This is a genomic window from Bacillota bacterium (genome assembly GCA_040754315.1).
Lineage (GTDB): Bacteria > Bacillota > Sulfobacillia > DUSP01 > JBFMCS01 > JBFMCS01.
Genome location: JBFMCS010000035.1, coordinates 1 through 25530, shown reverse-complemented (window position 1 = coordinate 25530; position 25530 = coordinate 1). Strand labels below are relative to the sequence as shown.

The window sequence follows — 25530 nt, the reverse complement described above, 5'->3', positions numbered from 1 at the left end:
ACCCTGTCGGTAGGCTTCAAAGACTTGATTTCTCTCCTCCCTGCTACCCAAGCTACGGGGCTCTGGCTCTTGCCCCGGCGGGCCTATTCCCCGCTGAGCGTACCGACCTTACCTGGACACACAACCCAGCGAGCGATATGAGGGCTGATGACACGCTAAAGGTGCCTGCCACCGCCAGCGTGGAACGGTGGGCTAGAGGGCCACTATGGCTAGAAGGCCACTCACACGAGGAGGGCCGCTGAATGGGCCTTCCTGTAGCCCCTCCCCGCGCAGGTGAGAGGCGGTTTCAAGCACCTGGTGACAACCGCGGGAAGCTTGGCCCGCGGTTGGCTCACCCGGGATCAATACCTTAGGGCGCACTGCTATAGCTAAGGCTACAACCACCCTTGCACGCTCACCCTTGCGTAGCACCATGGGGTGAGGACGCCAAGACCGAGAAACCCTCCGAATTAGGGTCCCTCCAGGGACACCCTGCCCTTGCCTCCCAGGAATGGCACTTACCGGGGAGCCAGTGGGGAGACCAGCACGGTGCCACCGGGCATGTGAGGCCCTGGACAAGCACCGGGAATCCGAGGATGCCCAGAAGGAGCCGGGCCTAGCGAGGAAAACCACGGCGGGAAACCGGGCCCCTCACCCAGTGGTAGCTAGCAGGTCTTGGCGTCCAACTACGTGCCAATGCCTTACCAGGGCAGCCCGCGACCGCACGCTCCTTGATGGTAATCCTGGAGCCAGCACGCGGATCTTGCGCCATGTCACACTTGCCGGGTAACGCACCCCCGGAGGGCAACCAGGATCAGGGCTCGGCCCTCCGCATGGGATCCCCGCAGGAAATCGGTGTCGGCCAGCGAACACAGGGGTAAACGGCCACCAGGGATGCGGGCCCCGGCAGCCACGGGCCCAGGAGTCACCGGGGGGTGTGCCCCGTGAGGGTCCTTCTCTACGAGCACTTCTCCGCGCAGGCCGCCGGGTGCGATGTCTCCCTGGCGGCGGAGGGTCGCGCTATGCTCACGGCGGTCCTGGAGGACCTCTCCCTGTGCCCAGGAGTCCTACCCTCAGCCTTCGTCAACCACGGGATCCCGCTGCCCGGCCACCTTGAGCCCGCTCGGCTCGCTCCAGCCGGGACAGTTGAGGCATTCCGCAGCCAGGTTCGCCTCTCTGATGCCTGTCTCTTCATCGCGCCCGAGACAGGCCAAATCCTGGAGAACCTCACCATCATCGCGGAGGCCGAGGGTAAGCCCCTCCTGGGAGCCAGCAGCCTGGGTGTCCGTCTTGCGGGAGACAAGATGACGGCCCTGGGTCTCCTTTCCAGGCGTCTTATACCGGTTCCCCGGACCAGGTGGTTTCCTCGGGACGCGGGCCCCGGTGAGGTTAGGAGTTTTGGGTTGCCGGCTGTGATAAAGCCCGTGGATGGTGCCGGGTGTGTGGATACCTTCCTGGTGCTCGAGGAGTCCCAGATAGGACCGGTCCTGGCCAGGATAAGGGCTGCTCCTCCTCACCGGAGGTTCATCCTGCAGGAATACCTTGCTGGCATTGCCGCCAGCGTCTCCTGCCTCGTGACACCAGGAGAGGGCTCCACTGAGCCCGCGTGCACCCCCCTGTCACTGAACCGGCAGCTAGTCTTCCCAGAGGGAGCAGGGCTAAGATACCGGGGCGTGAGGGTTCCCTTGGTTTGCTCCATGGCCCAGGAGGCATTCCGCCTGGGCCTCGAGTCTTGCGCGGCCATTCCCGGGCTGAGGGGGTGGGTTGGGATAGACATGGTCATTACTCAGGGCGGTCCAGTGGTGATCGAGGTGAACCCACGTCTCACCGATGCCTACGTAGCCCTCAAGAGGGCTACCCGGGTAAACCTGGCCTCCATGATCCTCGCTGTGTGCCTGGAGGGTGTGAAGGCATCCCCCCCAAGAGTGGAAGGTGAGGCCGAATACGAGGTGGACGTGTTATGAAGAGGATAGCCGGGCTCGACGTTGGCGGTGCCAATGTCAAGGGGTGTCTCATTGAGGTGGTGGGGCGCCGGCGGATCAGGGCAAGGGGGAACACCATCTCCCACGAGGTCTGGCGGCATCCAGGAGGCATAGGTGAGGCGGTGAGCCGCGTTCTCGAAGGCCTCGTGCCCGCTGGCCAGCCGGACGCCGTGGGTCTTACCATGACCGCCGAGCTTGCCGATGTCTTCCCATCCAAGGCAGAGGGGGTCAGTCAAACCGCCCGCGCTGTGGCAAGTGTTATCGCACCCGGGCGGCTGTGGCTCTGGACCCTGCCGGGGGGGTTCTCTCCCGCGGCTAAGCCGGTGCCTCCCCAGCAGGTGGCCGCGGCCAACTGGGCCGCCAGCGCCTCCTGGCTTGCCCGGGTGCTTCAAGACGGGATACTGGTGGATATAGGCAGCACCACCACGGACATCATCCCGGTGGGGGGTGGGCGAGTTGAGGGTGTCGGCCTTGACGATACCACACGGCTGAAGCGGGGGGAACTTCTCTACCTGGGAATGCTGAGAACCCCCGCCCATGCCCTGCGCGGCAGCGTGTTCCTGGGGGGCGAGACCTGCCGGGTGGCTCACGAGTACTTTGCGGTCATGGCAGATGCCTACAGGCTGCTGGGCCTCATCACTGAGGACGAGTACTCCCCATCTACCCCAGATGGGCGGGGACGCTCAATTGAGGCCTGCACGAGCCGCCTGGCCAGGGTGGTCGCGGCCGACCTGGAGTCCCTCCCTGAGGGAGGCGCCCAGCACATCGCCATGTGCCTCAAGGAGGTGCACCTGCACGAGACAACCCTCTCAATCCTCCAGGTGCTATCCCGCTTCACACCCGGCAACCCAGGGGTTTCCCCACTGGTGGCCGCGGGTCAGGGGGCCTTCCTCGTACCGGAGATAGCCGGGCGCCTGGGCTTGCCTTGCCATTTCTGGTGGAACCTTGCCAGGCTGGAGGAGCCCTTGGCTGGGGGGATGCGCGAACCCATTCCCCTCACAGCCTACGCCGTGGCGGATCTCCTCGCCGGGGAATTGGAGGAGTGAGCATGGATAGGGTTAGGGTTTCGCGGGAGGGTCTTGTCGTGGTCAAGGTGGGGGGAAGCCTCTTGGGCGCGCCGGGCAGTGTGCTCCGGCAGCTGGGCAAAACCCTCTCCTCCCTGGCTGCCAGCGGCCACGACCTTGCGGTTGTTCCTGGCGGGGGGCTCTTCGCCGACACGGTGCGGAGGGTGAGCCAGGGGCTTAGCCTTAGCGACGAGGCCTCTCACTTCATGGCTGTCCTGGCCATGGACCAGCATGCCTGGGTCTTGCGGGACCTGGTGCCTGGTAGTCACGTAACGGGGTATCCCCGGCCGGCACTGTCCCCAGGCCGGGTTGCCGTGCTCCTCTCCTTCGACCTTGCCAGGAGCGTGCCGCAGGACCGGCTGCCGCGGGCGTGGGAGGCTACCTCGGATTCCATTGCCGCCTGCTGGGCGGAGGTCCTTGAGGCCAGAAGCCTGGTGATGCTGAAGAGTGCCAGCGGCCTCATGGGACCGGGTGGAGAGGGACTGGTGCCCACGATTACCCGGGACAGACTCCCCACCGCCATGGCCAGGCAAGGCGGTGAACCCCTCCTCGACCCCTACTTCACCCGCTCCCTGCCCCCCCGGATCCCTGTGTGGGTCATCGACGGCCGCTGCCCAGGCCGCCTGAGAGAAGTGCTGTCTAGCGGCACGACCACAGGCACCCTCATAACACCGGGAGGGGCTGCCCAAGGGCGCGCACCAGATCGCTGACCCTGTGCCGGGTGACACGGCCACTTACCCGGTCTCCCTCGCATGCGGCGGAGCGCACGCCGATGATCTCAGGGCCAAGGGCTGCCACTCTGGGGATATCTGTCGCAGCCAGCTTCCCAGCCAGGGCCGAGAAGATCCCTTCCTCGCGGCAACTGTGGATGAACCGCTGGATCCCGCGGGCGGGCACCAGGCCCAGGAGGCCGGGGCCGGACTTGTTCCAGGTGTCCACCAGGCACCCGTCACAACCGGCTGAGGCTGCCAGGCGCGCCCATTCCTCCAGGGGTCTTCCACCAAGGGTATCCGCATACACGGCAGCCACCAGCCCGATCCTGTGCCCGGTGCCCGCCATTCCCAGGGAATCCCGGATTGACCTCAGTACGCCCGCCATTTCGGCTGGGTGAGTCTTGCCGGGGAAGCCCACCTTGACGTAGTCTGGACCACAACAGGCTGCACCCAGGGCAGCCAGGCCGGCCCCACCGGGCCTCCCGGGAAACTCCCCCAAGGCAGCGCTGACGGGTCTCTTCCCCGCCACCGCCTGGCACACTGCCCTGATCACTGAGGGCGGTTGAGCGCCCAGGGCTCCTTCATGAGGGTTCTTCACATCAATGATGCCAGCGCCCCCATCCATTGCGGCGAGGCCTTCCTCCGCATCCACCACGCTCACAAGGAGCTGGGGTATTTCCAGTCCAGAGAATGGATCCACAGCACGCCACCCCCTTTACGTACCTAATCCGGGAGCCCGGTCAGGGTCCAAAGCCTTGCCGGGACTCCCGGGGACGGTGCCGGAGCCAGAGACCCAAGCCCTCTTCAAGAAGCATTAAAAAGAGCCCCGCCGTCACCAGGTCAGCAGTGGTGCCCGGATTGAAGTCATTCCGGTCCACGCGGAGCGCAAAGTCCAGGTGCCGGATCCCCTCCAGGCCCTCCCGGGTGAGAAACCCGCCCTGGGACCAGGCAGCGGCTGCCATCTCCCGCACGCGGGCAGCCGCTTCCACGCCCCGCTTCCTCTGGATCAGGCTGTCCCCGTACTTGGCCAGGAGATACAGGTGGGCATGGGCGATGGCCTGGGGCATTGGGAGTCCCCGCTTCAGGCTCTCCTCCAGGCGAGGCCGGGTGTCCCGGAGTGTGATATCAAAGCCCGTGGAGTATTCCCTGGCCACCAGGTCCCAGGAGGCAGCCAGGCTCATGGCCTCGCGAAGCCCGGTATCAGGCTCCTGACCTACGTCCGCCTTCTGGACACTGCCAAGCCCTCCCGGGGACGCAAGCCGGATGGCCGCATATACCATCTCGGCGTCCTGCTGGTCCAGGGTCTCCAGCACCTCCTGGACCGCGAGTCCAATGTCCCCGGACGGGGTCCAGGCCTTTGCCAAGGGCGCCATGAGAAGGATGATGCCAAGATTGGCGTTGACCGGCGTCACCTTGCGGCTGGCCTCGACCGCCTCGTAGACGGTGAGGCCCAGCGGGCGCCCGCCAGCCCGCCCCATGACGGGGCCGGCAGCCAGCCCGGCCAGGAGAAAGTCCTCAAGGAAGCAGTCGTGGAAGTCGTGCCGCCGGTTGACGTTCCCCATCTTCGGGGCGGTGGCCTCCAGAAGGCAGGCGACCTGAGCAGCCTGGCAAACGTGGGCCCTAACCTCCATGGCTTAGCCTCCCCCCACCCCTGAGGAACGGGAAAGGGCCCTCTCCCTGGCGACCCGGCCTAGGGTGTGCATTGCCACGCACCTGGCGATGTCGGTGCTGCACACAGACTGTAATCCAGCCCAACCCGGGATCCCGTTGGCCTCGATTACGTAGGGCTTGCCTTCATGGAGCACAATGTCGATCCCCAGGTAGTCAGCCCTCAGGATCTTGGCGGTGCGTAGGGCGAGTTCCACTAATTGGGGCCCCGGCGTGAAAGCCTCAGCCGTGGCGCCGCAGGCGATGTTCGCCTTCCAGAGGTTGGAGCAGCGGCGCATGGCTCCGGCCAACCGGTCTCCCACAGTGAACAGCCGGTAGTCCTCGTTACCGTGGGGAAGGTACTCCTGGATGTAGTAGACGTAGCTTCCCGTCTCCAGGGCCCGGAAGACCCGGTGCGCCAAGTCCACGTCATCGATGAGCATCGAACCTCTCCCGCGGGATCCGAAGAGGGGTTTCACCACAGCCCTTCCCATTTCCCGGAAAACCGCCATGGCCTGGTCGTAGCGTTCCGCTGTAAAGGTGGTGGGCACCGGGATGCCGCCTAAGCCCAGGAGCGCGGTGGTGTAGAACTTGTCCACGGTCATCTCGATCGTGACAGGGCTGTTTACCACCATCACTCCCAGGCTCTCCAGGGAGTGCAGCACGTTCACCCGGTAGATCACTCGCTCCAGGGAGCCCCCTGGGAGCGACCTTACGAGCAGGGCGTCCAAATGATCTGCCCTGGTACCGTCGGTACAGGTCACCCGGAGGGCCTCCCCCACTCGCCGGGTCTCAGTGGCCATTCCCAGGACGCTCACGCGGTGGACTGCTGCCCCCTCTTGGAGCAGGGCCTTCTCCAGCCAGGAACCCTCAGCACCGGATGTGCCCAGGATGCCGATCCTGGGGGCTTCCCCGGGTGCCCTCACTGTGTCTCAGCCTCCAGTATGCAGAAGGAATGCTCAAGGATATCGGGCCTGAGGGCGCCGGCCCTGAAGGTGCGCCCGGAGGAGGCGGAGATGAGGGCTACCTCAGCTGGGCTGAAGAGGTGAGGGTCAATGCTGTAGAAGTCGCCGTAACGCTTGAACAGGTCTCCGAAGGGCTCACCCCAGTCCCGGGAGGCCTGTGAGGGTAGCCGGGCCACGAGGTCCTCCAGTGCGTCATCGCTGTCGTCCACCAGGTAGTGTACCGCCGACCCATAGAGTACCGCGTCGTTGGTGCGCCCAAGGGCCTCGCCGTCATCACTCGCAACAGGGGGGATGGGACAGGTGCCCCAGCCGCTTAGCACTCGCTGGGGATCGTAGCCCACGGTTAGCATCTTGTGGATGCCAGTCTCCACTGCCCTGGCAGCTATCTGCACGGACCCCGCCTGGGAGGAGGTGGGGGCCACCAGCACGTAGAGGTTGGCAGGGTCCACCCGGCACCTTTCAGACAGGTAGGTGATGACCCCAGCGTCAGGGAGCTTCCGGGTCTCCAGGGCCATCACGGCCTCGTTAACGCTGTCTTTGTACTCCATCCTGTCAAAATGGTCTTCGGCCCTTACTAGGGCCCTGGCCGGTCCTGACGCCATGGCGATGTAACCGTTTCTCTTCACGAACCACCCAGCGTACTGGCAGAGAATGCATGCCAAGGTAGGGTGGTCCGTTGACACCTCCACCGCGGGCCAGACCCTCTGGCCCAGGCGCCCTTCCCCAACCTTGACGTACCCCAGTCCACCCATGCAGGCTGCTGCGTAGAGAGCACCAGCCTGCCAGCCTCCTCGCGTCTTGATGCCGCAGTCAAGCACGGCCGCACCAGCGACCCTGGTAACGCCAACCTGGAGCCTGGACTCGCCTTCTATAATCTCCCTGGCAATAGCCGCCGCAAGACGATTGGGGCTCAGCCGTGGCCACTCCATACCAGGATTTCCCCTTTCCCAAGTTCATTTATGTCCCCACTGTACCGCGAGAAGATCCCCGCCTGGAGCGACTTGGGCAGGTTGAACCCCTCCGCCTCGAGGCTCCGGCACAGGAGCGGCCAGAACGGCGGTTCGAACTGGCAATCGTACCTGAAGCTGGGAAGCAGGTCCGTATCCTGCAGTAGGATGATGCTTCCCCGCCTCATCATGCCGCCAGCCCTTAGGCCGGCCTTACCGCACACCAGGAGAGTGCCCGCCAGCATGCCGTGGCCGAGAAGGTCCCCGCCGTCCCTCCCCACTGCTATGAGCCCGCGCCTCATACGGGCCCCTGCCCAATGACGAACGCTCCCGGCAACCAGTATGGTCCCGCCCTTCATGCCTGAGCGGTACCCCCGGTAGCCCGCGCCTACATAGTTCCCGGCGTTACCGGCAACGAGTATCCTGCCCCCGGTCATCTGGGCGCCAAGCCAGTCGCCAGCGTCGCCCTCCACGGCAAGGAGCCCGGAACGCATGCCGCTGCCAGCGTTGGCCCCAACGCGTCCACGTACCCAGAGCGTCCCGCCCTCCATGCCGGCGCCAATCCCCTTGAACCGGGTAAGGTCTCCCTCCAGCACCACGTGTCCCGGCTCTCCTGGGTGAACCTCAAAGTAGTCTCCTGCTGGCTCGGGGGCATTGCCCACGACTATGGGGGTTCTCTCCATCTCGTGCCTGGTCTTCGATGCCAGGCCTGCTGGGTTAAGTGTTTCGGCCTCCACAGGAACCCTGGGCTCCCGCTTCAACAGCAGGACCGTGGGCTGGCGAGCCAGGACCGGCATAGCCAATGCTGCCTCCATAGATGTCACTCCAGTACCTGTCGAAGGTGAATGTGGTACTTACCCAGCTTGCCACCGTAGTTGCCAGCGGTCACTGCCTGGATCCCGTCCATGCAAGCGGAGGTCACCCCTATACGGGTGGCCTCGACAACGGAGTCCAGGGAGAGCCCGTCCATGACGATCTCCAGCACGGAATTCACCCCCTCGGGAACCTGGGTGCCAGAGACCCTTCCTCTCAGTGTCGGGCACATGGCTGCGTTGGTGGACGCCCTCAGGAAGGCGTACCGTGATCCAACCCTGCTGCCGCTCCTGACAACGCCTCCCGGAAAGGGGAGGATCACCCCGGGCACCTCTCTCATCGCCTCCACGGCGACCTCCGCCGCTCGCAGGGCCAGGCTGGAGGATCCGGCCATTACAATGAAGTTGCCCCCCCCAACGCCCCGGGCTACCCCGAACTCCTCCTCCACCAGGAACTCCCCCTCCATTACTGGGATCCGCCAGAAGCGCCGCCCGTCCAGGACCTTACTGGACTGGTAGCCGTCGCCGAAGAACCTGAGCCTGCCTCCGATATTCACCCGCTTCTCTGCCCCAGGCAGGCCGTTGTAGCAGGCAGTGGTGGGACAGGTCATCACCGCTTGCCCTACCCGGGCAATGAGCTGCTTCTCCATGTCCTCGGCGCTCACGGTGAAGAACAGGCAATGGACGCCAGGGCGGCCATCGGGTGTGCTAGTCGCCACTGCCTCAATGCCAGCCTCTACCCCGCAGCCGATGATGGAGGTACCGAACCCCGTGGCAGCCCTGGCAGCCTCAATGGCCCACTTCTCAGACGCCGCGGTAATGGTCACCCGGGCGCCGCACATGCCGAAGGCCTCGGCAAATGTGTCCTCGATAAACGCGGAGCCTACCCGCAAGCTATCACCTCCCTGCAGGGGATGTACTCAGGTTCGACGGGATAGTTGTCCAGACGGACCGAGTAGTAGGCTTCGAACTCGGCACGAAGGGAACCGGGGAGCCTCTCGCAGCCATTCACCCCGGCAAGAAGGGTACGGCCCTCCCCCCCTGCCACAGCCTCACCCTCCCGGGCCACGACCTGGCCTCCCTTGAGAACGTAGGCAGGCCTCTGGAACATCTCCTCCACATCGCCCTGGGGCCGGTAGATGGTCACATCCGCGTCAGCCCCCACCCCAAGGTGCCCCTTGGTGGCGAGGCCAAGCGCCCTGGCAGGTCCCGCCCTGGTGGCTATGATAACCTCCTGGAAGGTGTAGGCCCTATCCAGGCTGGCAAGGGAGGTCAACCTGCGGGCACGAGGGCTTAGCCCCTCCAGGACCTCCCTCCTGAAGCCAGGCTCCATGAGGAGGCGGATTACCCGGGGATAGCATGTGAACGGGCCACCGTTGGGATGGTCAGTGGTGATGAACACTCGCCACGGGTCTCCTATGAGCAGGAGCAACTCCAGCCCGGTAGCCCACTGTACGGCGTTGACCAGGTTGTTCCTGCGGTAGACCAAGGGCACCACGCCAGAACCGCTCTCCATTTCCACGTCAGCGTTGCTCCACTTGTTCCCCGTCAGCCCCCGAAGCCTGAACTGCAGAGGCGAATCAGCCGTCATGGCCGTGGCTGGGCCGAACATGACCTGGCCAACGTCCACAGTGAACTCCGGGTGTTCGTTCAGGAATCCGGCGATGGGCTCCGCGCCCGAACGAAACCCGCCCTTCTTCGTAATGCCGTAGGAGTGAAACTGGATGTGGGTGAAGTGGGCCCGCCGGCCCTCCAGCGCCTTCATGGTCTCCAGGAGCGTGGTGCAGTTGCCCGCCCTCCCGATGTCGTTGGCGTGGACGTGCAGGGCATGAGGCAGCCCGAGACCCTCGTTGGCCTCGGCCAGCGCGAGGAGAATCTGCCTGGGCGTCACATTGAAGGGCGGCACAGGCGTGTCCAGCTGCACCTTTTCGCTGTTCCACTTCCAGCCCTCGACACCCCCGGGGTTCACCACCTTGATGGCGTAGCCGCCCGCCGCCTGGAGGAGCCACCCCGTGTACTCCTGCAGGAGGGCCTTCTGACCTTGAGCCACGCCCTTCATTACGAAGTAGTTGTTGCCCATTAGCACGTAGCAGCCCTTATCCACCAGGGGCAGGTCGTGGAACTCCTCGTGAAGGTGCCTTGCCTTCAAGGGCGCTATTGATGCCTCGAAAACCGTTGTGTACCCCATGGCGGCGTACCTGTTGCCTGTTACGGATATCGTGGGAATGGTATGGCCTGTGCCAGAACGGGAGAACCCCGTCCTTGGAACCGGGTGCCCGTAGTGGTCCTCGGGCCGCAGGATCCTGCCGCTGGTCACCTTGGGCCCGGCGATGTGAGTGTGGATGTCGATGGCGCCTGGCGTAACGTAGAGGCCAGCGGCATCCAGGACTTCCCACTCGTCACTCTGAGGGGGCGGCTCAACGACCCTTCCCCTCTCCACAAAGACGTCCTTCAGCACACCCTCGAGCCCGTTGGCCGGGTCGTAGACGCGGCCGTTAGCGATCTTGAGCACGGGTGATCCTCTCCCTAATCGTCCTTATCACCTCTTCATCCGTGGGGAGACGGGATTCCACCAGGGCGGCAGCCCTCAGTGGCACGTTATCCATGCGGTAGAACGTCCCTTCAGCCCCTACCCCTCCTGCCGCCACGGGGATGGTTACCCTGGCCAGGGGCGTGGTCAGGGTAACGTGGGGATCCACAAGCACCACAGGGATGGACTCCAGGTGTTTGACGCAGCGGCGGGGCAGGTGCGCCGCGGGGTCTGCCCCCACCACCAGGCAGGCGTCGACATCCCCTCGTTCCAGCAGGTCGACGACGGTGAATTCCCCAGGTCCGTACCTCGGGTAGCCCCTGCTGAAGTTCACGGCAAATGGATAGCCTGTGAGCCAGGCCAGCACGTTCTCGCTTCCTGCCACGTTGCTGTGGCCCCTCATGGGAATCGCGTAGAACCGGGTAAATGCATTGAGCTCCGCCACTGTGGTCAGGAGCAATTCGAGGTTGGCCTCTCTTCCCCCGCTCATTGTGAGCCCCATCCCGAAGAAGGCCACCCCGTAACGGCAACCCTTCATCAGTGCTGCCAGCCGGGCCCAGCGCTCGAAGGGTACGCCGGCCGAGCCGGTGGTTGTCACGTCCTCCGGCACTGCCTTCCCCTGGATCAAGGACCTCAAGAGGGTGAACGCCTCGTAGTCCCTGCCTGCGTCTATCTGGATGAATTCGTCCGCCGCCTTAGCCGTGGGGGTCGGCCGCACGTCCACCACCACCACCCTGCGCTGGCCGCGCCCTGTGACTGCAGAGCCCTTCGCCATCGCCGAGTAGCGCGCCAGGTGCCTCGGGCTGGATTCCATGGGATTGCAGCCCCAGAAGATGATGAGGTCCGCACGGTTGCGCACCTCCCCCAGGGTGCAAGTGGGCAGGCCAGCCTGTTGCCTTGCCATGGTGGAGGGGCCGTGACAGTGAGATGAGGTGGTGTCCACTGTCCCCCCGAGGAGCTCGGCCAGGGCTACCGCTTCCCGCTGCGCCTCCGTGGACACGGTGCTGAGACCGTACACTAGGGGGAAGCGTGCGCTTGAGAGAACCCTGGCCGCCTCCTCCATGGCTGTGCCCATATCCACCACCATGCCCTCTACGCTCCAGACCGCTGTGGGTTCGCAATCATGGAACACCTTCTGTCTCCCCAGGGCGCAGGCGCCCCCTACCTTGAGGACCCGGTTTTGTTCAACGGTTACCCTTAGGTCATCACACAGGGAACCACAGAAGGTACAAACGACGCTTTCAATTACCGGCACTTCCTTCAGCCTCCCCGCCCGGAGATGGCTCTACTGTCACCTTTATCCCCTTGAAGGAGGGCATCCCCGTCCCCTCGGTGGCGGCGGGCACCAGGGTGTTTGAAGTGGGGCCCATGGGCATGCAGAAAAGGCCCTGGGGGAGGTCCCCCACTTGGCAGGGAACGTTCACCTCCCCGGCTGTGCTCCACACCCTTACCATGGACCCGGGCGCCGCATCAATCACCGCGAGATCCCCCTGGCTTATCCAGATGCCCCCTGTGGCGCAGGCGTAACCGGGGTTCACCTTGCCCTTGACTGACTGTATCCCCTGGTCAAGACTGCGAACAGTCACCAGGATTCCAGGCACGGTTCCCAACCTTCTTCACCCCTTTTAGTCCTGGCATGGCTGCCAGCACCTTTCCCTGGCCAGGCTTGCCTGGCGACGCAGTTGCTCCATGCAGTGGGCGTGGGAGCCGGCGGTGGCCAGCACCGTGCACACGGGCTGCCCCCCCCGCATCCTCGCCCTGGGATGGGGAATGTCCCGGACCCCATCGAGGTAGAGGCGGGTTACAGCCTCAGGATCCAGTCTTTGTGCCCGGCCTTGCTCCTGGGCGTGGACGATGGCTTTGCCGTAGAACTGGCCGGGGGACTCCTCCCCTGGCACACACAAGGGGAGCGCGGGACAGCCTTCAACATTATGAAGGCTGCCGCGGCATGCCTCAACGTGATGCCCGAACAAGGAGAGGTCCATGGCTGCCTCCAGCAGCTCTACCGATGCCGACCAGCGGGGGTTAATCTCCAGCACGCTGATGCCCACCTCCGTGGCAACGAAGTCCACAGTATTGAGGCCCTTGAGCCCGAACTCACCCACCAGGATGGGAGGCAGCTGCCGCACCTGTCGCTCTATCCTGCAGGCATCAAAGCCCTCGGGTACGGCCAGGGGTACCACGTTGCCGGCGTACCTGAAGCCCTGGGCGGGCTGGGCTATGTCCCCTGTGATCTGCCGGCTGGCACCAAGGAGCACCCAATCCCTCCCATCCGACAGGAAGGTGGCAGAGGCAGGCACACCAGGCACGAATTCCTGCAGGAGCCAGCCCGGCCTTGGAATACTGGGTACATCCACAAGGCGGACCCCTATTCCCCCGCCTCCCCTTGACGGCTTGAGAAGCCACCTGAGCCCTCCTGGCCCCCCGGGGGGCTGGTGGCGGGGCCTTGAGGTCCCTGGATAGACGGTAACGGGCGTCCGTATCCCCTGCCTGGACAGGACCCTAGCGAACTCGGGGTGGTTTCTTGCCCGGGCCAGGCAGTGTTGCCCGTTCCCCAGGAGGATGCCCCGGGCCTCCCACCTGGCCACCAGTTCAGGGTGGTTCTCCAGGGGTGAGGTATAGACAATCCCGTCAAAGTCAATCCCGTCAAGGACCTGGCACAGTGCCTCCACCGTGGGACGATCCAGCCCGAGGTCTGTGGTGAGCCCCGTGACACGGCAGGCCTGCCGGTGGTCCAGGTCCCCGAAGTAGTCCACAGCCTGGACCTCGTATGAGGCCCTTATAGCGGATCCCGCCAGTGCTCTTGTGGAGATGCCCGCGAGGACCAGCATCAGCCCTTGGTCATCGCCTGGGCAATGTCATCAATGTGATCTAGGTCAAGCACCAGGTCGTTCCGGCCAAAGAGCGTCTCCACGGCTCTCCGGTGGATCTTCATCTTGAGCCCCCCGATGGCCACCGCTCCGAACACGATCTTGCCCTCCAGGGGCACGCCATCATCAGTGGCCCGGATTCCCTCGATGCCTGAGGGTTCTACAGCGTTCAGATCCGCCATGACCTCAATGGAAGGGAGCCGGGACCACACATCCCGGCCTGCCAGGCGCGCACCGGGGCTCCCGCAGGCTATCACAATGCTGGCTCCCTCCAGCGCCCGCGCTGTGGTATCATCGCCGGTGCCTGCCTGCGCCGGTTCCACATTGACCTGGTGCCTAGCCTTCAGGTGGTCACACGCCTCAGCGGCTCGCTCCAGGGATCGCGAGGTGAGCACCACAGGGCAGCCTCTCTTGGCAAGGAGCACAGCCACGCGCATCCCCACAGCACCGGTCCCAGCCAGCACCACTGCGGTCTTTCCGGAGATCTCCCCACGGGAGAGCACCTTTGTCACCGCCGCCACCGCCGTGGTGTTACAGCCGTTGGCATCGAACATGACAGACACGCGTACAGGGCCGAAAAAGGTCTTGAGCACCCTTTCAAGGAGATCTTCCGCAGGCTTGACCTTGGATCCCCCCACGAATATGGCGGTGTTCCTGAGGGCTTCCCCACCCCGGGTGAACATAGCCCCGTAGACGATGCCTGTGATGTCCTGGGTGGTGACGCCACCGTAGGGTATTACGTGGTCAACGCCGGCGTCATACGCGGTTATCTGGTCGAACAGGCTAGGCTTCTCGTCCTCCTCCATGTGAACAAGTATCTTCTTCACGATCCTCCCTCCCCAGTCTCGCGTAGCTTCCAGATGGCCCACCCGGCTGTTGATGTAGTCCTCTACAAGCCTGAAGGCCTCGACTTCCCGGTCTCCTCCCGTCCTCTGGACCACCCGGCGCCAGTAGCCCAGCCTCATTGCCACGTCCGCCGGGGCCATGAGGTGCAGCCTCGTGGCATCGATGGCCGCCTCGACCACGGCGAAGCGTGCCCGGCAAAAGGGAGTGAACCCCCCGGAACCTCCCTGGAATACGATGCGCCCATCCACCCGGGCAGGGTCACGGCTGGCATCGATGCCCGTCACGGTGAATTCGTAGTAGGTCTTGGCATCCTTCAGGACATAAGCGTTCACCCGGCCTGCCTTTACGTGGTCCGGCATGCCCAGGTGCAGCGCAGTCTGGACCATTAGGGCAACATCGTCGGTGAGACACACCACCCCCTGCCTTGACTGGAGCAGGTTGCGGCAGGTGTTGGTCTGGAGAAAGGGCCCGAGGCAGAGGCCATCGCCGCCTGTGAACTCCACCCCCATGGGTGCGAAGTTGGGCCTTCCTTGATCATCTGCCGTTCCCACGATTGTCTCGATGATCACGTGTCATGTACCCCCAGCGCATCGGGCTGTCCTGGACATACTTCTTCCCAAGGTTGAGCGCCGTCTCCGCCCTGGCTAGTTCTTTTCCCAGGTAGAAGGCATGGCCCGGGTCAGGCACACCAAGGCTCTTGGAGAAGGAGTCTGCGGTTGTGCCTGTGAGGAATACCTCTGAGTTGAACACGCATATGGAGTCTTCCGTCACGAATATGCGGAAGTTCTTGTCGCACAAAAGCCCCTGCATCTCCCGGAGTTCCTCCTCCGAGTACGGGTTCCGTTCGGGTTCCTTCACGACCAGGAGCGAGTCATCTATGTGCTTGGGCAGGGTGCCCTGGTAAATGGCCTCATTCATGAGACGGCGGGCATGATCCAGTTCAAGGATGGCTCCTCGGGCCCGGTAGCTCCTTTCCGTGGTAAGGAGGTAGTCAACGTTGAGTTCCGCCGCCATGGCTGCAAGTACTGCGTTCATCCCAACGCTGTCCGCATCAGCCAGCTCTGTGACGTTGGCGACCCCCATGAGCATTGGGGCGTTAGGGAAGCGCTGGCGTGCCTCCCAGTAGTAGTGCACGCACCGGGCGAAGTCCATGGTGAGGGGGCGCATAACGGGGTCCACTATGTAGCTCTTGCCGAGGCCGGCCAGGACCTCAACGTTCCGGTAGAGGCTGTCCAGGCTTCCGTCTTCGTCGGGTATCACCACTTGGGGGCAGTGGATCCTGGGGGCTATGAACATATTGGAGGAATTCACGCTGAGTATGAGGTCCACACCAGCTTCGCTCGCCGCCAGGAGGTCCTCAGGACGCAGCGTATCGATGCTCACCGTGTGCCCGGCATCCTTGAGTGCAGTGACTGCCTCCCTTACGTGGGGAAAGGGTTCCGAGACCTCGGCGCCCAGATCAATTATGTCGGCGCCGCTCTCCCGGTAGTAGGAGGCAATCCTGAGCATCTCGGGGATGGAGAGCGCTGGGGCGCCCACGATCTCCGCGAGTATCCTGGCGGTAGGCTCCGGCGCTGGGACCTGGGGCCGGGACATTCCCAGGAAGGACGCCAGGTCCTTGAGGTCCTCCGGCCCCTTTGTGGCGGGCAACCCGGTCACGCGCTCCAGGAAAAGGGTTTCGCCGTTACACAGCCCAGGTATCACCACCCGTTCCACCTCGGAGAGATCCAGAGGAGCAATCTGCTCTGCTATGTATTCCGCATCCAGGAGGGCTGCCACCGCCCGGTCCAGCGCAAGGACACGGTATTCTATGCCGATCCCCCCAAGGATCCTCTCCAGGGCACGCTTGGCCAGTCTACCAGTAATGAAGAGCTGCAATCCCATTCGCCTTGGCTCCCTTCGCTGCCACGAGGGCAGTGCCGTGGCTTGGCGCCGCTGGATGCCACCGCCAGTCGCCAATTCTCACGGGCTAGCCCAGGTGTTCTACGAACTTTGGGTCAGCCGGGCAAGAGCTAATCCCTGACTCCTTTCCGTCCTGAACCAACCGGGTTCCTCCGGGAAGGAGATCACTCCAGCAGTCTGGGCCCAAAGCTGTGCCCTGTCGCGGAAGTGGCGCACGGCTCACTCCTGCAGGGGTTTCCTGTCGTGGGCAAGGCAGATACCCGGTCCCACCTTGCGCCCCGGTTAGAACCGCGCACGCCAAAGACATCGGCCCCATCACCGGTGAATCCCCTAGTTGCCTTCACCAGGGAGGCAAGCCGCCAACCCTCGCAGAAGGCGTAGACCGTCGGGCCCCATGAACTTTGCCCCACTCCAGCCACTGGCTGTCTCTCAAAAAAGTCCACAAGGCATGCGGAAGGGCCGAAGAACACCGAGCCCTGGACGGGTGAGAAGTGTTCCCCAACCTTCCTCTGGATGGCGGTGACCGCCCGCCCGAACCTGTAGAGGTTCCTTTCAGCAACCGCAGGGAGGAGGCCTAGGAGCACAAGCCTGCAGAGGGCCCCCGCGCAGGCTTCATCCATCGGAGGCAACTCCAGGAAGGCCCGGCGTTCAATCTCCCCGCTGAAGTCATGCCGGGCCTTGGGGATCGCTACCACTATCCCCCACTCCCGGGGGAAGGGCATGTGGCACACCACGGGCGGTAGCGGAGGCAAGCCTTGGCTGCCACTATCCACTGGCCTGCCCCCGTCCACGACAAGACCACCCCTTTCGAACACACCCACGCCAACCCCGGAACGGCTCCCCTCGCGATCAGTAATACGTGCCATCTCCTGGACTGTGGGGGTAAGACCATAGGCCCGGGTGACGGCGAGCGCCACCGATAGGGCAAGCTGGGTGCTCGAGCCCAGCCCGACATGGGCGGGTATGGAATCTGCCACTACGACCCAGGCGCCCGGAAGGCTGTAGCGTTCGAGCACGGCCCTGGTGAGGCCGAGAACCCTGGGAGTGTCCTCTCCGGCCTCCACATGGGCCTCCGTGTAACGCCGGGCGAAGACCTCTACACACGGGCGCTGTATGCCGAAGCCTACGCCACCGTAGAGCCTTCCCAGTGAACCGTTGAGGTCAACCTGGCCCAGGTGGAGCCGGGCGCCGGTCTTCACCCTTATCCAGCACATCACCTTTCGCCTCGCCCTGCCCGTAGTCGGGAAATCCTCTTGGGCCCTGCACCATCGCACGAGAGGGCCCCTTGGTCTCCTCCCGCCGAGGCATCAAGGCGTAAGCCAGCGCGGCGCCTGGTAGGGGGCAGCGGGAGCGTCGCGGCCCCCTACCTGCGGCACCTCATTCTTTGGGACTAGGGCTGCGCCACTCTTAGTCCTTTTCGGGCTCAGCCACATAGTTGTACAGGAATGCGGCTATCGTCGCACCAATGATGGGCCCCAGGGAGTAGACCACCAGGAACTGATCCCAAGGGTTCTGCCCGCCGAACAGCGCATTGCCCAGGTATGGGCCAAAGGTGCGGGCGGGGTTCAGGGAGGCTCCCGTCATGGGTCCCAGTGTGATGATGACCGCCACAACGACCATGCCTATGATCCAGCCTGCCCACCCGGCGGGAGCCCGCCTGTCCACAGCCACGCCCATGATGGCCAGCATGAGTAGGAAGGTGCCGATGGCCTCACCGAGGAAGCCAGCCCCCATGCCAACCCCGGCGGCATCATTCAGGAAGGTGCCGCCCAGGTTGTACTTGGAGGCGGCCTGGGTGCCCAGGCACGCAACGAAGGCAAGGGACGCCAGGGCGGCGCCTATTAGCTGAGAGATGATGTACGGTACGACCTGCTTCCAGGGAAACTTGCCCGTGGCGGCCAGGGCTATTGTGACGGCAGGGTTGATGTGACAGCCTGACACCTTGCCTACCACGTGTATGGCCACGGCCACCGCTATGCCGAAGGCTATCGCTATGGCCAGTACGTCCGCGAGGCCGCCGACACCCCATAGCCCCGCTACCGTAGCGGCTCCGGGACCAATCCATACCAGGATGAAGGTCCCCACAATCTCGGCAACATACTTCTTACCCGGAGTGGGCTCTTGCATGTGAGGTGCCCTCCTTTCGTTTATGGCGGGCAGGAGCACCAGGGGCACTGCTGCCCGCCAACCTCACCGGAAAAGATCACACAGCCTGGTCCCACTGGCAGTAGCCCTTGGCTCCCGCGCCGTGGCCGGAGACGTAGGGCACATTCCTCTTGATGAGAGAGGTTGCCGCACACCCCTTGCAGCCCCGCACCGGCGCTCCCGGCTTCTCAGGGGAGAGCGCGATGAGGTTCGTCATGAGGGTAGCGGTGACGCACTCAGGTGTTAGGAAGCACGGGTAGTCTGCCAGGGACATCAGGGCCGCGAACCGGGTAGTGATGGCGCAGCCTGGGTAGGTGTAGCGCTGCGGGTTGGACACGATCTCGTGCTTATTAACGGGGCCGAAGTCTATGGGGATCCCCTTGACTGTCGCCCCCTCGCCGATGGGCGCGATGTCCAGGAGGCGTTCGCCCCTGGCAAGGACGTCCATGAAGTCTGCGTTGTGGAGCTCGTCAGCGGCGCCCCGTTTTGGGTTCATGGCCACGTAGTTATGGAACCGCTTGACCAGGAGGTCCACTACCATGGGCACGGTGAAGCCATCGAGCCACAGGACGTACGCGGTGGCACAGGCCGGCGCGCCTGTCGCCACAGCCAGCAGGTCCCAGGGGGACTTGTAGGCATCCAGGGCCAGCCCCTTATTCATGGTCTCCTCGAAGACCTGTGTCACGGCCTCATAGATGCCAAAGACCATGTCGTCCTTCATCATGTTGTAGGTGGCCTGCCCCAGGTGGTGTCCTACGTCACCCACGCAGTATGCTGGCACAGTCACCACGTTGGCAGCGTGCACCCCGGCCTGTATGGCTGCTGCCACCACCGGTTCCATTCGCTGTTTATAGCTGGCCATGTACTTGGCAACGTCAAAGGACGTGTGGCCTCCGTGGCCGCCAAGGTTATGGGTTTCCATTAGGTGTGCCTGGGCCGCAACGGGCTCCCGGTAGACGAATTGCATCATCTCGACCTCGGCATCTTCAGCCGCGCCGGCACTCTTACCCTCTTCTACCGCTGCCCTGAAGGCCGAGCCCACGCCGTAGGAGGTGTTCATCCCCCAGGACTTGGACGCCAGTATGGTGCGCTTGTGGTCCTTGGGGATCTCAAGGTCCGTCAGGATCTGGTTAACCACGTTTGACGTGGAGCCACAAGAGAAGGCGAAGTCGACGACGCATGTCGGCCCGTAGAACCCGCCGTAGATGCGCATGGATTCTCGTCCCAGCATGGCCCTGTTGGCAGCTATGGCGTCGATGAACTTGGTCATTGACCCCTTGAATGCGGGATCCATATTGTACAGCAGTTCGAGGATGGGAGGTGTCTGGTAGTGTTCCACAAATGGGTCGTCCTCGGGTCTGATTGTGGTGCAGAGGCCCTTAAGGATGTCGTAGTGAGCGTTTACGGACTTGACGTGAAGGTCAAACACGCTTTCTGACTGGCCGGCGCCAGGCTCCATACCGTTGACGGCATCCACATAGGGCTGGCAGTCAGCGATCTTGAAGCTGTCGCCTCTCTTCTCGCGGATGACGCCAAGGTCGGCCCCGGCTGCGGCCACGGCCTCCTTGACTATCTTCTCGTAAAGCGCCTTGTCAGGCATAGAGATTCCCCTCCTTCTTGGACTTGAGTCTCTGGAACCTACGGGAACAGGGCCCTGATGGCAACGCGTCTAGACCTCAGAGTTGTCTCTGTGCCTCCAACCTCAAGATGGCACATCCCGTTGTGTGGAAGGAGCGAGTAGTCGCGTAGGCCAAGAAGAGATAGTAGTAGTGAATTCTTCGTTGCCTGGTCCGTAAGAACTACACGAGGCACACCATGATCGCTTTGAGGCTTGCCCGGATTGTCTTTCTTCCATGGACCACCCCCAAGAAACGCTGTTCTTCTGGTCTGGCGCCGGGGCGAACCCCCGGACGTGCTTTGTGACGGCGATCCAGCCTCTCACAATAGGCGTTATGCAAATATCGTGCCGTCTTGTCCACCCCCCCGCCGTGAGGCCGTTACCAGCGATTGACCCGGTGTAGCCCCCCGCGACTTCCTCACCCGATGCATGACTGGCAACCCTCCCGTGACACTTAACCCATATGCATTGCGGGTTTAGCAGCGGGGATTCGGGCCTGGCAAATGACGTGACACCCAGACCTGTGCTATAGTGACACATGTTTCAAGATGGTACGCGCATGACTGGCTCAGGCCATGGGACAAAGGTGACAGCGGGCTTTACCCTCAACGCGCGAGGGAAAAGGGTCTTGGACAGCTTGAGCGAATAGAGTAGTTGGAAGAGAGAGAACAATTTGGCATTCGGGTCACTAGGAACAAACCTCCATGAACGGTAAAGGCAGTTCCCTTCGAGTCGCGGGCCGTCCAGGGGAATCCGGGACTCGCTCAAGGGTTCTTGGGAGGGGATCACACTGTGGAACCTGACCGGGAGAGAGTGGAGGAGACGTACCGCTGCTGGGAGCAAATAGTTTTACAGGGCTGGGATCCCGAGACAGTGGATGCCATTGACCCCATGTTTCTCAGGTCCTGGCAGCGTTGCCTAGCCAAGAGCCTTAACCCTGAAAGGCCAATTGCCATGACCCTGCCCGATCCACAGATCAGGATCAACCTCCAGCGCCGGCAGCGCCTTATCGAGGTGGCCAAGCCCTTCCTAGAGAACCTGTACCGGTTGGTACAAGGCTCTGGGTTTGTGGTGGTACTCCTGGACGAGGAGTGCTGTATCCTTGCGCTAATGGGTGATAGGGAGATCCTGGAGAGGGACTACCACTTCCGGGTAGGGGAGTTCTGGGACGAGGGCACCAAGGGCACCAACGCCATGGGCCTCGTGATGATCGAGCAAAAGCCACTACAGGTGTACGCCACCGAACACTACTGCAGGGCAAACCACTGGCTGACCTGCTCCGCTGCCCCTATAAGGAACAACCACGGGGAAATGATTGGTATCCTTGACGTCTCGGGCGACTACCGCTACGCCCACGCCCACACCCTTGGAATGGTTGTGGCAGCGGTACAGGCCATTCAGAACCAGCTGGACTTGGAGGCTGCCAACGCCGAGCTTACCAAAGCCTACAACAATACTGCCGCCATAATAGAATCCATCTCGGACGGCCTGGTATCCTTCGACAAGTACGGGCACATCACGAAGCTCAACGAGCTCGCCGTAGAACTGCTGGGCCTTGGCAGGGATGATTACATTGGCCAGCACGTGAGCACGTGCATCAACATGCCGGACATCGTCACGGACCTCCTGAACAACCGGCGGGTGATATCTGACCGCGAGGTGTTCCTGGACACAAGCCTTGGACGGGTGCAGTTCCTGCTCTCGGGCTGTCCCATCACGGACAACGAGAGAAGGGTGTCCGGTGGCGTCATTACCCTCCAGCCCATGAAGAATGTGCAGCGCCTTGTCACCCGGATTTCCGGCGCCAGGGCCCAGTTCACCTTCGACCACATCCTGGGGAAGAGCCGCAGCCTGCGCCGGGCCCTGGAGACCGCCAAGGCGGTAGCTCAGAGCCTTTCCACGGTGCTCCTTGAAGGGGAGAGTGGAACTGGCAAGGAAATGTTCGCCCAGGCCATCCATAATACCAGCCCCATGCATACTGGTCCGTTTGTGGCCATAAACTGCGGGGCGATCCCCAGGGATCTCCTGGAGAGCGAGCTCTTCGGGTACGAGGAGGGTGCCTTCACAGGAGCGAAGCGAGGAGGCCGCCCGGGCAAGTTCGAACTGGCAAACGACGGCACCCTCTTCCTTGATGAGGTCGGGGACATGCCCTTCGAGACCCAGGCGTCCCTGCTCAGGGTTCTCGAGGAGAAGCAGGTAATAAGGGTTGGCGGCCACAGGCCAATACTGGTGAACGTGAGGGTGATAGCTGCCACCAACCGGGACATCAGGAAGGAGGTGGATAAGGGGAACTTCCGCAGGGACCTGTACCATCGCCTTGACGTGATCCGCCTGCGCATTCCTCCCCTTAAGGAGCGGGAAGACGATATACTGCTCCTGGCTAATCACTTCGTGCAGAAGTTCTCAACCATGCTCAGGCTGCCCCCTGCTGCCATTGCACCAGAAGCCGCTGTGGCGCTCGAGAGGTACAGGTGGCCTGGCAACGTACGCGAACTGTCGAATGCCCTAGAAAGGGCCATCAACCTGGCGCGCGGGGAGACGGTGACCCTTCAGCACCTGCCCGAGCCCTTGCAGGCTCATGCGGCGGGAGCGAAGGTCGCAGACAGGAAGGTGACGAAGGCACGTTACCAGGGGTCAGTACAGAGGCAAGAGGAAAAGCTGATAAGGGAAACCCTCAAGGACACATCCGGCAATGTCTCCCGGTGTGCCTCTGTGCTTGGTATCAGCAGGAACACGCTCTACAGGAAGATGAAGAAGTACCGGATTTCAATTCCACGCGAGTAAAAGAATGCGAGTTGAGTCCCTCGCAACCGAGGATGTCGTGTATGACTGGAGCCCGGTTGGCTCCGGTCAGGTAGTTCGCCCCCCCCCCAAGTCCATACCGACTATAATAGACCTTTTGAGTGTCCGCCCCATGCCCAGGCAGTCTCCCGTCCTTGGTTAACTGGAGTTACGTGGCGGGGCTCAAGTTCGAGGCGTGTGATATTGTAGGGCAGCATGCAGAATGCCAAACCCCCACCCTAGCCCCCTCCCCCACTCCCCAATTTTGCGTTTTACCCATACTAACGACTTAGCATGGACAAAACAGTCCAGGTTCCCAAAGGGACCCCAAATCCTCCTCTTATGCAAGAGACCCGCTCCTACATCAGCGGGCCTTACTGGTCTTTTCCTGGTCGGGCCGACTGGATTCGAACCAGCGACCTCTTGAACCCCATTCAAGCGCGCTACCAAACTGCGCCACGGCCCGACCTCTTCGATATGATACCACATACTAACACCCAAGACAAGAGCACCTCAACCCCTGCGTACTTGTGGATTCACTGGGATCCCCAGCTCAGACCACCTTGACTGCGAAAAACTATGCTCCCCAGGAAGGTGATCAAAGGCGGGTGTCGAAGGGTGTTAACGTTCACGACAGTAGTCTTTACACCTGTATAGCAGAAAGGAGAAAACCTATGTCCAGTCGCGGTTTGTGGTGGTCACTGTGGTTTTTCGTGCTGCTTCTCTCAGCATACTGCGTACCCTTTATCATGATGCAGCACGTCCAGAAGGCTTCAGGTGCGTTTCTCTTCTGGTGCGTGTTTGCTCTCATCGCGATCTTCAGCATAGCGAAGGTCACTGCCGGCTGGAGGGATGTGTGATGCCTCCAGGATGGGTTTATGCTGCCCTGGCCATTTATGTTGTGATAGGGACTGCAGTCGCCCTTGCCTCCAAGAGGGGCATGGGCAAGGGCATCACGGAGTACTTCCTGGCTAATCGCACCATTGGAGGTTTCGTCGGTGCCCTCACCTACAGCGCCACCACCTACAGCGCCTTCATGCTGGTGGGGCTGGCGGGTTTCACCTATCGAGGAGGGGTCGGCGCCCTGGGTTTCGAGCTCATCTACCTCTCCGGCCTCGTCCTGGTCGCCTTCTTCGGTCCCCGGTTCTGGCTTGCGGGACGCAAGTACAACTACGTTACCCCCACCGAGCTCCTGGCAGACAGGTACCAGAGCAGGCTGCTGGGGTACGTCTCAGCCTTGGCATGCATGGTGTTCTTGATCCCCTACAGCGCTGTGCAGCTCATGGGAATAGGCTATCTCCTGAAGGGATTGTCCGGAGGGTCCATCCCCTTCATGACAGGGGTTATCATCGCGACGCTCCTGGCCATTTTGTGGGCGCTGATAGCAGGCATGCGCTCAGTCGCCTGGACCGACTCCCTGCAGGCACTCTTTATGGTAGTTGCAGCGGTATTGTCCGTGGTCATCGTCGCCTACAGGGGTTTTGGGGGCTTTGGGCCAATGTTCTTTCGCCTGGAGGCGGAGTACGCCGCCTGGCTCACAGTGCCAGGACCCGGCTTCTTCAATATCAAGGCCTTCATCGGCCTGACCATTCCCTGGTTCTTCTTCAGCATCTCCAACCCCCAGGTGAGCCAGCGCCTCTTTGTGACCAAGAGCCTGAGGAGCATGAGGACCATGCTCCTGGGGTTCCTTGCCTTCGGGTTCATCTACACCCTGGTATCCGTGATCTGGGGCTTTTCCGCCCTCCTCCTCCTCCCAAGCCTAGCCAATGCCGACCTGGCAACCCCTACCCTTCTGGGATTAACTAGTGTACTCCCGCCCCTGCTTTCGATCGTGGCAATGATCGGCATCACAGCCGCGGCCATCTCCACAGTGGATTCCATCATATTGACACTTTCTTCGATGGTGTCCCGGGACCTCTACGGGGTATCTGCCAGGGGTGTTGACGAAGCACGGCAGCTCCTTGCCGGCAAGCTCTTCATACCCCTGTTCGCCTTGTTGATCCTGCTCTTTGCCAGGCTGGAGCTGGGGCTGATCGCGGCCCTCTCCGTGGCCTCCTCCGCTGGGCTCCTGGTCCTGGTGCCCGCCATATTCGGCGCCTTCTTCTGGAAAGGCTCCACAGCCCAGGGGGCAGTGGCCAGCATTATCCTGGGTGGCGGCGTAGCGCTGTACCTGCAGTTCTCAGGCCTCAGGCCGCTGGGACACTGGCCCGGCGTGTGGAGCATAATCACATCCACCATCACCTTCCTGGCGGTGAGCCTGGCTACTCGCCCGCCAGTGGAAAAGGCCGAGGAATTCCTCGGTTATCTTGCGAAGTCCCTGAAGGAACACGGGGCGCTATAGGTGCGGGACAACCCATAATCTGAGGCTCGGTGTACCCGGGCCTCTTTGATTTATGCCTCGTTCCGTGCTACCCTTGAGGGGGGTTCCACATCCCATGAATTCATACTCTCCAGGAGGTGAGCACTTTGCTGGATCCCAAGTGCCTGCACCAGCTCAGCTATGGGCTGTACGTGGTTTCGTCCAGGGCGGGAGAGCACCTCAACGGGCAGGTAGCTAACACCGTGTTCCAGGTGTCTAACGACCCGCCTTCGGTGGCCGTGATGTTAGTGCCGATTCAACATGACGGTGAATATGGTCAGGAATCCGGTAGACGCTGACGGCTGTAGGATCCCCGGCTAACACGTGGGTTTGAGAGGCGCAAGACCCGTCCTAGAGCAGTTTCTTCCAG

The 25530-nt window shown here is 62.7% G+C and carries 23 protein-coding genes and 1 tRNA gene; 8 read left to right on the top strand and 16 right to left on the bottom strand.

Translation table 11 applies throughout. The features are described from left to right. From AB1576_07050 to AB1576_07035, 4 genes are all read left to right on the top strand, one after another. Window positions 1–242: hypothetical protein (locus AB1576_07050; protein ID MEW6081516.1), on the top strand; the 242-nt coding region annotated here is incomplete at its 5' end. Between the two features lie 681 nt (window positions 243–923). Continuing rightward, complete coding sequence (locus tag AB1576_07045; protein ID MEW6081515.1) at window positions 924–1943, top strand: ATP-grasp domain-containing protein; 1020 nt, start codon at window positions 924–926, stop codon at window positions 1941–1943. Continuing rightward, entirely contained in the window at window positions 1940–3007 is a 1068-nt protein-coding gene (locus AB1576_07040; protein MEW6081514.1) for a hydantoinase/oxoprolinase family protein, read from the top strand. The genes AB1576_07045 and AB1576_07040 overlap by 4 nt, the downstream gene beginning before the upstream one ends. 2 nt (window positions 3008–3009) lie before the next feature. Beyond that, window positions 3010–3735 (top strand): hypothetical protein, encoded by a 726-nt coding sequence (locus AB1576_07035; protein MEW6081513.1) that lies wholly within the window; start codon window positions 3010–3012, stop codon window positions 3733–3735. Here the strand turns inward: AB1576_07035 and AB1576_07030 are convergent. From AB1576_07030 to AB1576_06960, 15 genes are all read right to left on the bottom strand, one after another. Beyond that, the gene (locus AB1576_07030; protein ID MEW6081512.1) at window positions 3689–4438 is read right to left on the bottom strand and encodes a (5-formylfuran-3-yl)methyl phosphate synthase; all 750 of its coding nucleotides are present in this window, start codon (window positions 4436–4438) and stop codon (window positions 3689–3691) included. The genes AB1576_07035 and AB1576_07030 overlap by 47 nt on opposite strands. A 40-nt stretch (window positions 4439–4478) precedes the next feature. After that, a complete protein-coding gene (locus AB1576_07025) occupies window positions 4479–5369 on the bottom strand; it encodes a triphosphoribosyl-dephospho-CoA synthase (protein MEW6081511.1) in 891 nt (296 codons plus the stop codon). 3 nt (window positions 5370–5372) lie between these two features. Continuing rightward, complete coding sequence (locus AB1576_07020; protein MEW6081510.1) at window positions 5373–6311, bottom strand: RimK family alpha-L-glutamate ligase; 939 nt, start codon at window positions 6309–6311, stop codon at window positions 5373–5375. Further along, the gene (gene mch / locus AB1576_07015; GenBank protein MEW6081509.1) at window positions 6308–7279 is read right to left on the bottom strand and encodes a methenyltetrahydromethanopterin cyclohydrolase; all 972 of its coding nucleotides are present in this window, start codon (window positions 7277–7279) and stop codon (window positions 6308–6310) included. Before mch ends, AB1576_07020 begins: the two co-directional genes overlap by 4 nt. Next, the gene (locus AB1576_07010) at window positions 7261–8112 is read right to left on the bottom strand and encodes a formylmethanofuran dehydrogenase subunit C (protein ID MEW6081508.1); all 852 of its coding nucleotides are present in this window, start codon (window positions 8110–8112) and stop codon (window positions 7261–7263) included. Before AB1576_07010 ends, mch begins: the two co-directional genes overlap by 19 nt. A gap of 5 nt (window positions 8113–8117) precedes the next feature. After that, a complete protein-coding gene (gene fhcD / locus AB1576_07005; GenBank protein MEW6081507.1) occupies window positions 8118–9002 on the bottom strand; it encodes a formylmethanofuran--tetrahydromethanopterin N-formyltransferase in 885 nt (294 codons plus the stop codon). Then, window positions 8993–10621: a formylmethanofuran dehydrogenase subunit A gene (locus AB1576_07000; GenBank protein MEW6081506.1), complete on the bottom strand. Its 1629-nt coding sequence runs from the start codon at window positions 10619–10621 to the stop codon at window positions 8993–8995. Before AB1576_07000 ends, fhcD begins: the two co-directional genes overlap by 10 nt. Then, window positions 10605–11894 (bottom strand): formylmethanofuran dehydrogenase subunit B, encoded by a 1290-nt coding sequence (locus tag AB1576_06995; GenBank protein MEW6081505.1) that lies wholly within the window; start codon window positions 11892–11894, stop codon window positions 10605–10607. The genes AB1576_07000 and AB1576_06995 overlap by 17 nt, the downstream gene beginning before the upstream one ends. Then, window positions 11881–12240, bottom strand: a complete 360-nt coding sequence (locus tag AB1576_06990; GenBank protein MEW6081504.1) for a molybdopterin dinucleotide binding domain-containing protein — start codon at window positions 12238–12240, stop codon at window positions 11881–11883. The genes AB1576_06995 and AB1576_06990 overlap by 14 nt, the downstream gene beginning before the upstream one ends. A 24-nt stretch (window positions 12241–12264) precedes the next feature. Then, a complete protein-coding gene (locus AB1576_06985) occupies window positions 12265–13470 on the bottom strand; it encodes an ATP-grasp domain-containing protein (protein ID MEW6081503.1) in 1206 nt (401 codons plus the stop codon). Next, window positions 13470–14924 carry a DUF447 domain-containing protein gene (locus AB1576_06980; GenBank protein MEW6081502.1) on the bottom strand — a complete coding sequence of 485 codons (1455 nt, stop codon included), beginning with the start codon at window positions 14922–14924 and terminating at the stop codon, window positions 13470–13472. The genes AB1576_06985 and AB1576_06980 overlap by 1 nt, the downstream gene beginning before the upstream one ends. Next, window positions 14890–16239, bottom strand: a complete 1350-nt coding sequence (locus AB1576_06975) for a DUF6513 domain-containing protein (GenBank protein MEW6081501.1) — start codon at window positions 16237–16239, stop codon at window positions 14890–14892. The genes AB1576_06980 and AB1576_06975 overlap by 35 nt, the downstream gene beginning before the upstream one ends. Window positions 16240–16421: 182 nt before the next feature. After that, the gene (locus AB1576_06970; protein MEW6081500.1) at window positions 16422–17531 is read right to left on the bottom strand and encodes a beta-ribofuranosylaminobenzene 5'-phosphate synthase family protein; all 1110 of its coding nucleotides are present in this window, start codon (window positions 17529–17531) and stop codon (window positions 16422–16424) included. A 133-nt stretch (window positions 17532–17664) separates the two neighbouring features. After that, on the bottom strand, window positions 17665–18384 hold the full coding sequence (locus tag AB1576_06965; protein MEW6081499.1) for an MIP/aquaporin family protein: 720 nt from the start codon (window positions 18382–18384) through the stop codon (window positions 17665–17667). A 76-nt stretch (window positions 18385–18460) separates the two neighbouring features. Continuing rightward, entirely contained in the window at window positions 18461–20002 is a 1542-nt protein-coding gene (locus AB1576_06960; protein ID MEW6081498.1) for a DUF2193 domain-containing protein, read from the bottom strand. Window positions 20003–20812: 810 nt separating this feature from the next. On the opposite strand from AB1576_06960, the gene AB1576_06955 reads away from it, so the two are divergent. Continuing rightward, window positions 20813–22804: a sigma-54-dependent Fis family transcriptional regulator gene (locus AB1576_06955; protein ID MEW6081497.1), complete on the top strand. Its 1992-nt coding sequence runs from the start codon at window positions 20813–20815 to the stop codon at window positions 22802–22804. A gap of 386 nt (window positions 22805–23190) precedes the next feature. On the opposite strand, the gene AB1576_06950 is transcribed toward AB1576_06955, so the two are convergent. Next, window positions 23191–23267, bottom strand: a tRNA-Pro gene (locus AB1576_06950). Window positions 23268–23475: 208 nt separating this feature from the next. On the opposite strand from AB1576_06950, the gene AB1576_06945 reads away from it, so the two are divergent. From AB1576_06945 to AB1576_06935, 3 genes are all read left to right on the top strand, one after another. Continuing rightward, window positions 23476–23661, top strand: coding sequence for a hypothetical protein (locus AB1576_06945; protein MEW6081496.1), 186 nt, complete (start codon window positions 23476–23478; stop codon window positions 23659–23661). Beyond that, complete coding sequence (locus AB1576_06940) at window positions 23661–25142, top strand: sodium:solute symporter family protein (GenBank protein ID MEW6081495.1); 1482 nt, start codon at window positions 23661–23663, stop codon at window positions 25140–25142. Before AB1576_06945 ends, AB1576_06940 begins: the two co-directional genes overlap by 1 nt. A gap of 125 nt (window positions 25143–25267) precedes the next feature. Further along, window positions 25268–25459, top strand: a complete 192-nt coding sequence (locus AB1576_06935) for a flavin reductase (protein ID MEW6081494.1) — start codon at window positions 25268–25270, stop codon at window positions 25457–25459. Window positions 25460–25530 lie beyond the last annotated feature (71 nt).

Bases quoted from the DNA above. Each gene is read 5' to 3' on its own strand.
- AB1576_06940 (MEW6081495.1), top strand. From the start codon at position 23,661: ATGCCTCCAGGATGGGTTTATGCTGCCCTGGCCATTTATGTTGTGATA.
- AB1576_06965 (MEW6081499.1), bottom strand. From the start codon at position 18,384: ATGCAAGAGCCCACTCCGGGTAAGAAGTATGTTGCCGAGATTGTGGGG.
- mch (MEW6081509.1), bottom strand. From the start codon at position 7,279: ATGGAGTGGCCACGGCTGAGCCCCAATCGTCTTGCGGCGGCTATTGCC.
- AB1576_06985 (MEW6081503.1), bottom strand. From the start codon at position 13,470: ATGCTGGTCCTCGCGGGCATCTCCACAAGAGCACTGGCGGGATCCGCT.
- AB1576_06945 (MEW6081496.1), top strand. From the start codon at position 23,476: ATGTCCAGTCGCGGTTTGTGGTGGTCACTGTGGTTTTTCGTGCTGCTT.
- AB1576_07025 (MEW6081511.1), bottom strand. From the start codon at position 5,369: ATGGAGGTTAGGGCCCACGTTTGCCAGGCTGCTCAGGTCGCCTGCCTT.
- AB1576_06960 (MEW6081498.1), bottom strand. From the start codon at position 20,002: ATGCCTGACAAGGCGCTTTACGAGAAGATAGTCAAGGAGGCCGTGGCC.
- AB1576_07040 (MEW6081514.1), top strand. From the start codon at position 1,940: ATGAAGAGGATAGCCGGGCTCGACGTTGGCGGTGCCAATGTCAAGGGG.
- AB1576_07035 (MEW6081513.1), top strand. From the start codon at position 3,010: ATGGATAGGGTTAGGGTTTCGCGGGAGGGTCTTGTCGTGGTCAAGGTG.
- AB1576_06975 (MEW6081501.1), bottom strand. From the start codon at position 16,239: ATGGGATTGCAGCTCTTCATTACTGGTAGACTGGCCAAGCGTGCCCTG.
- AB1576_07010 (MEW6081508.1), bottom strand. From the start codon at position 8,112: ATGGAGGCAGCATTGGCTATGCCGGTCCTGGCTCGCCAGCCCACGGTC.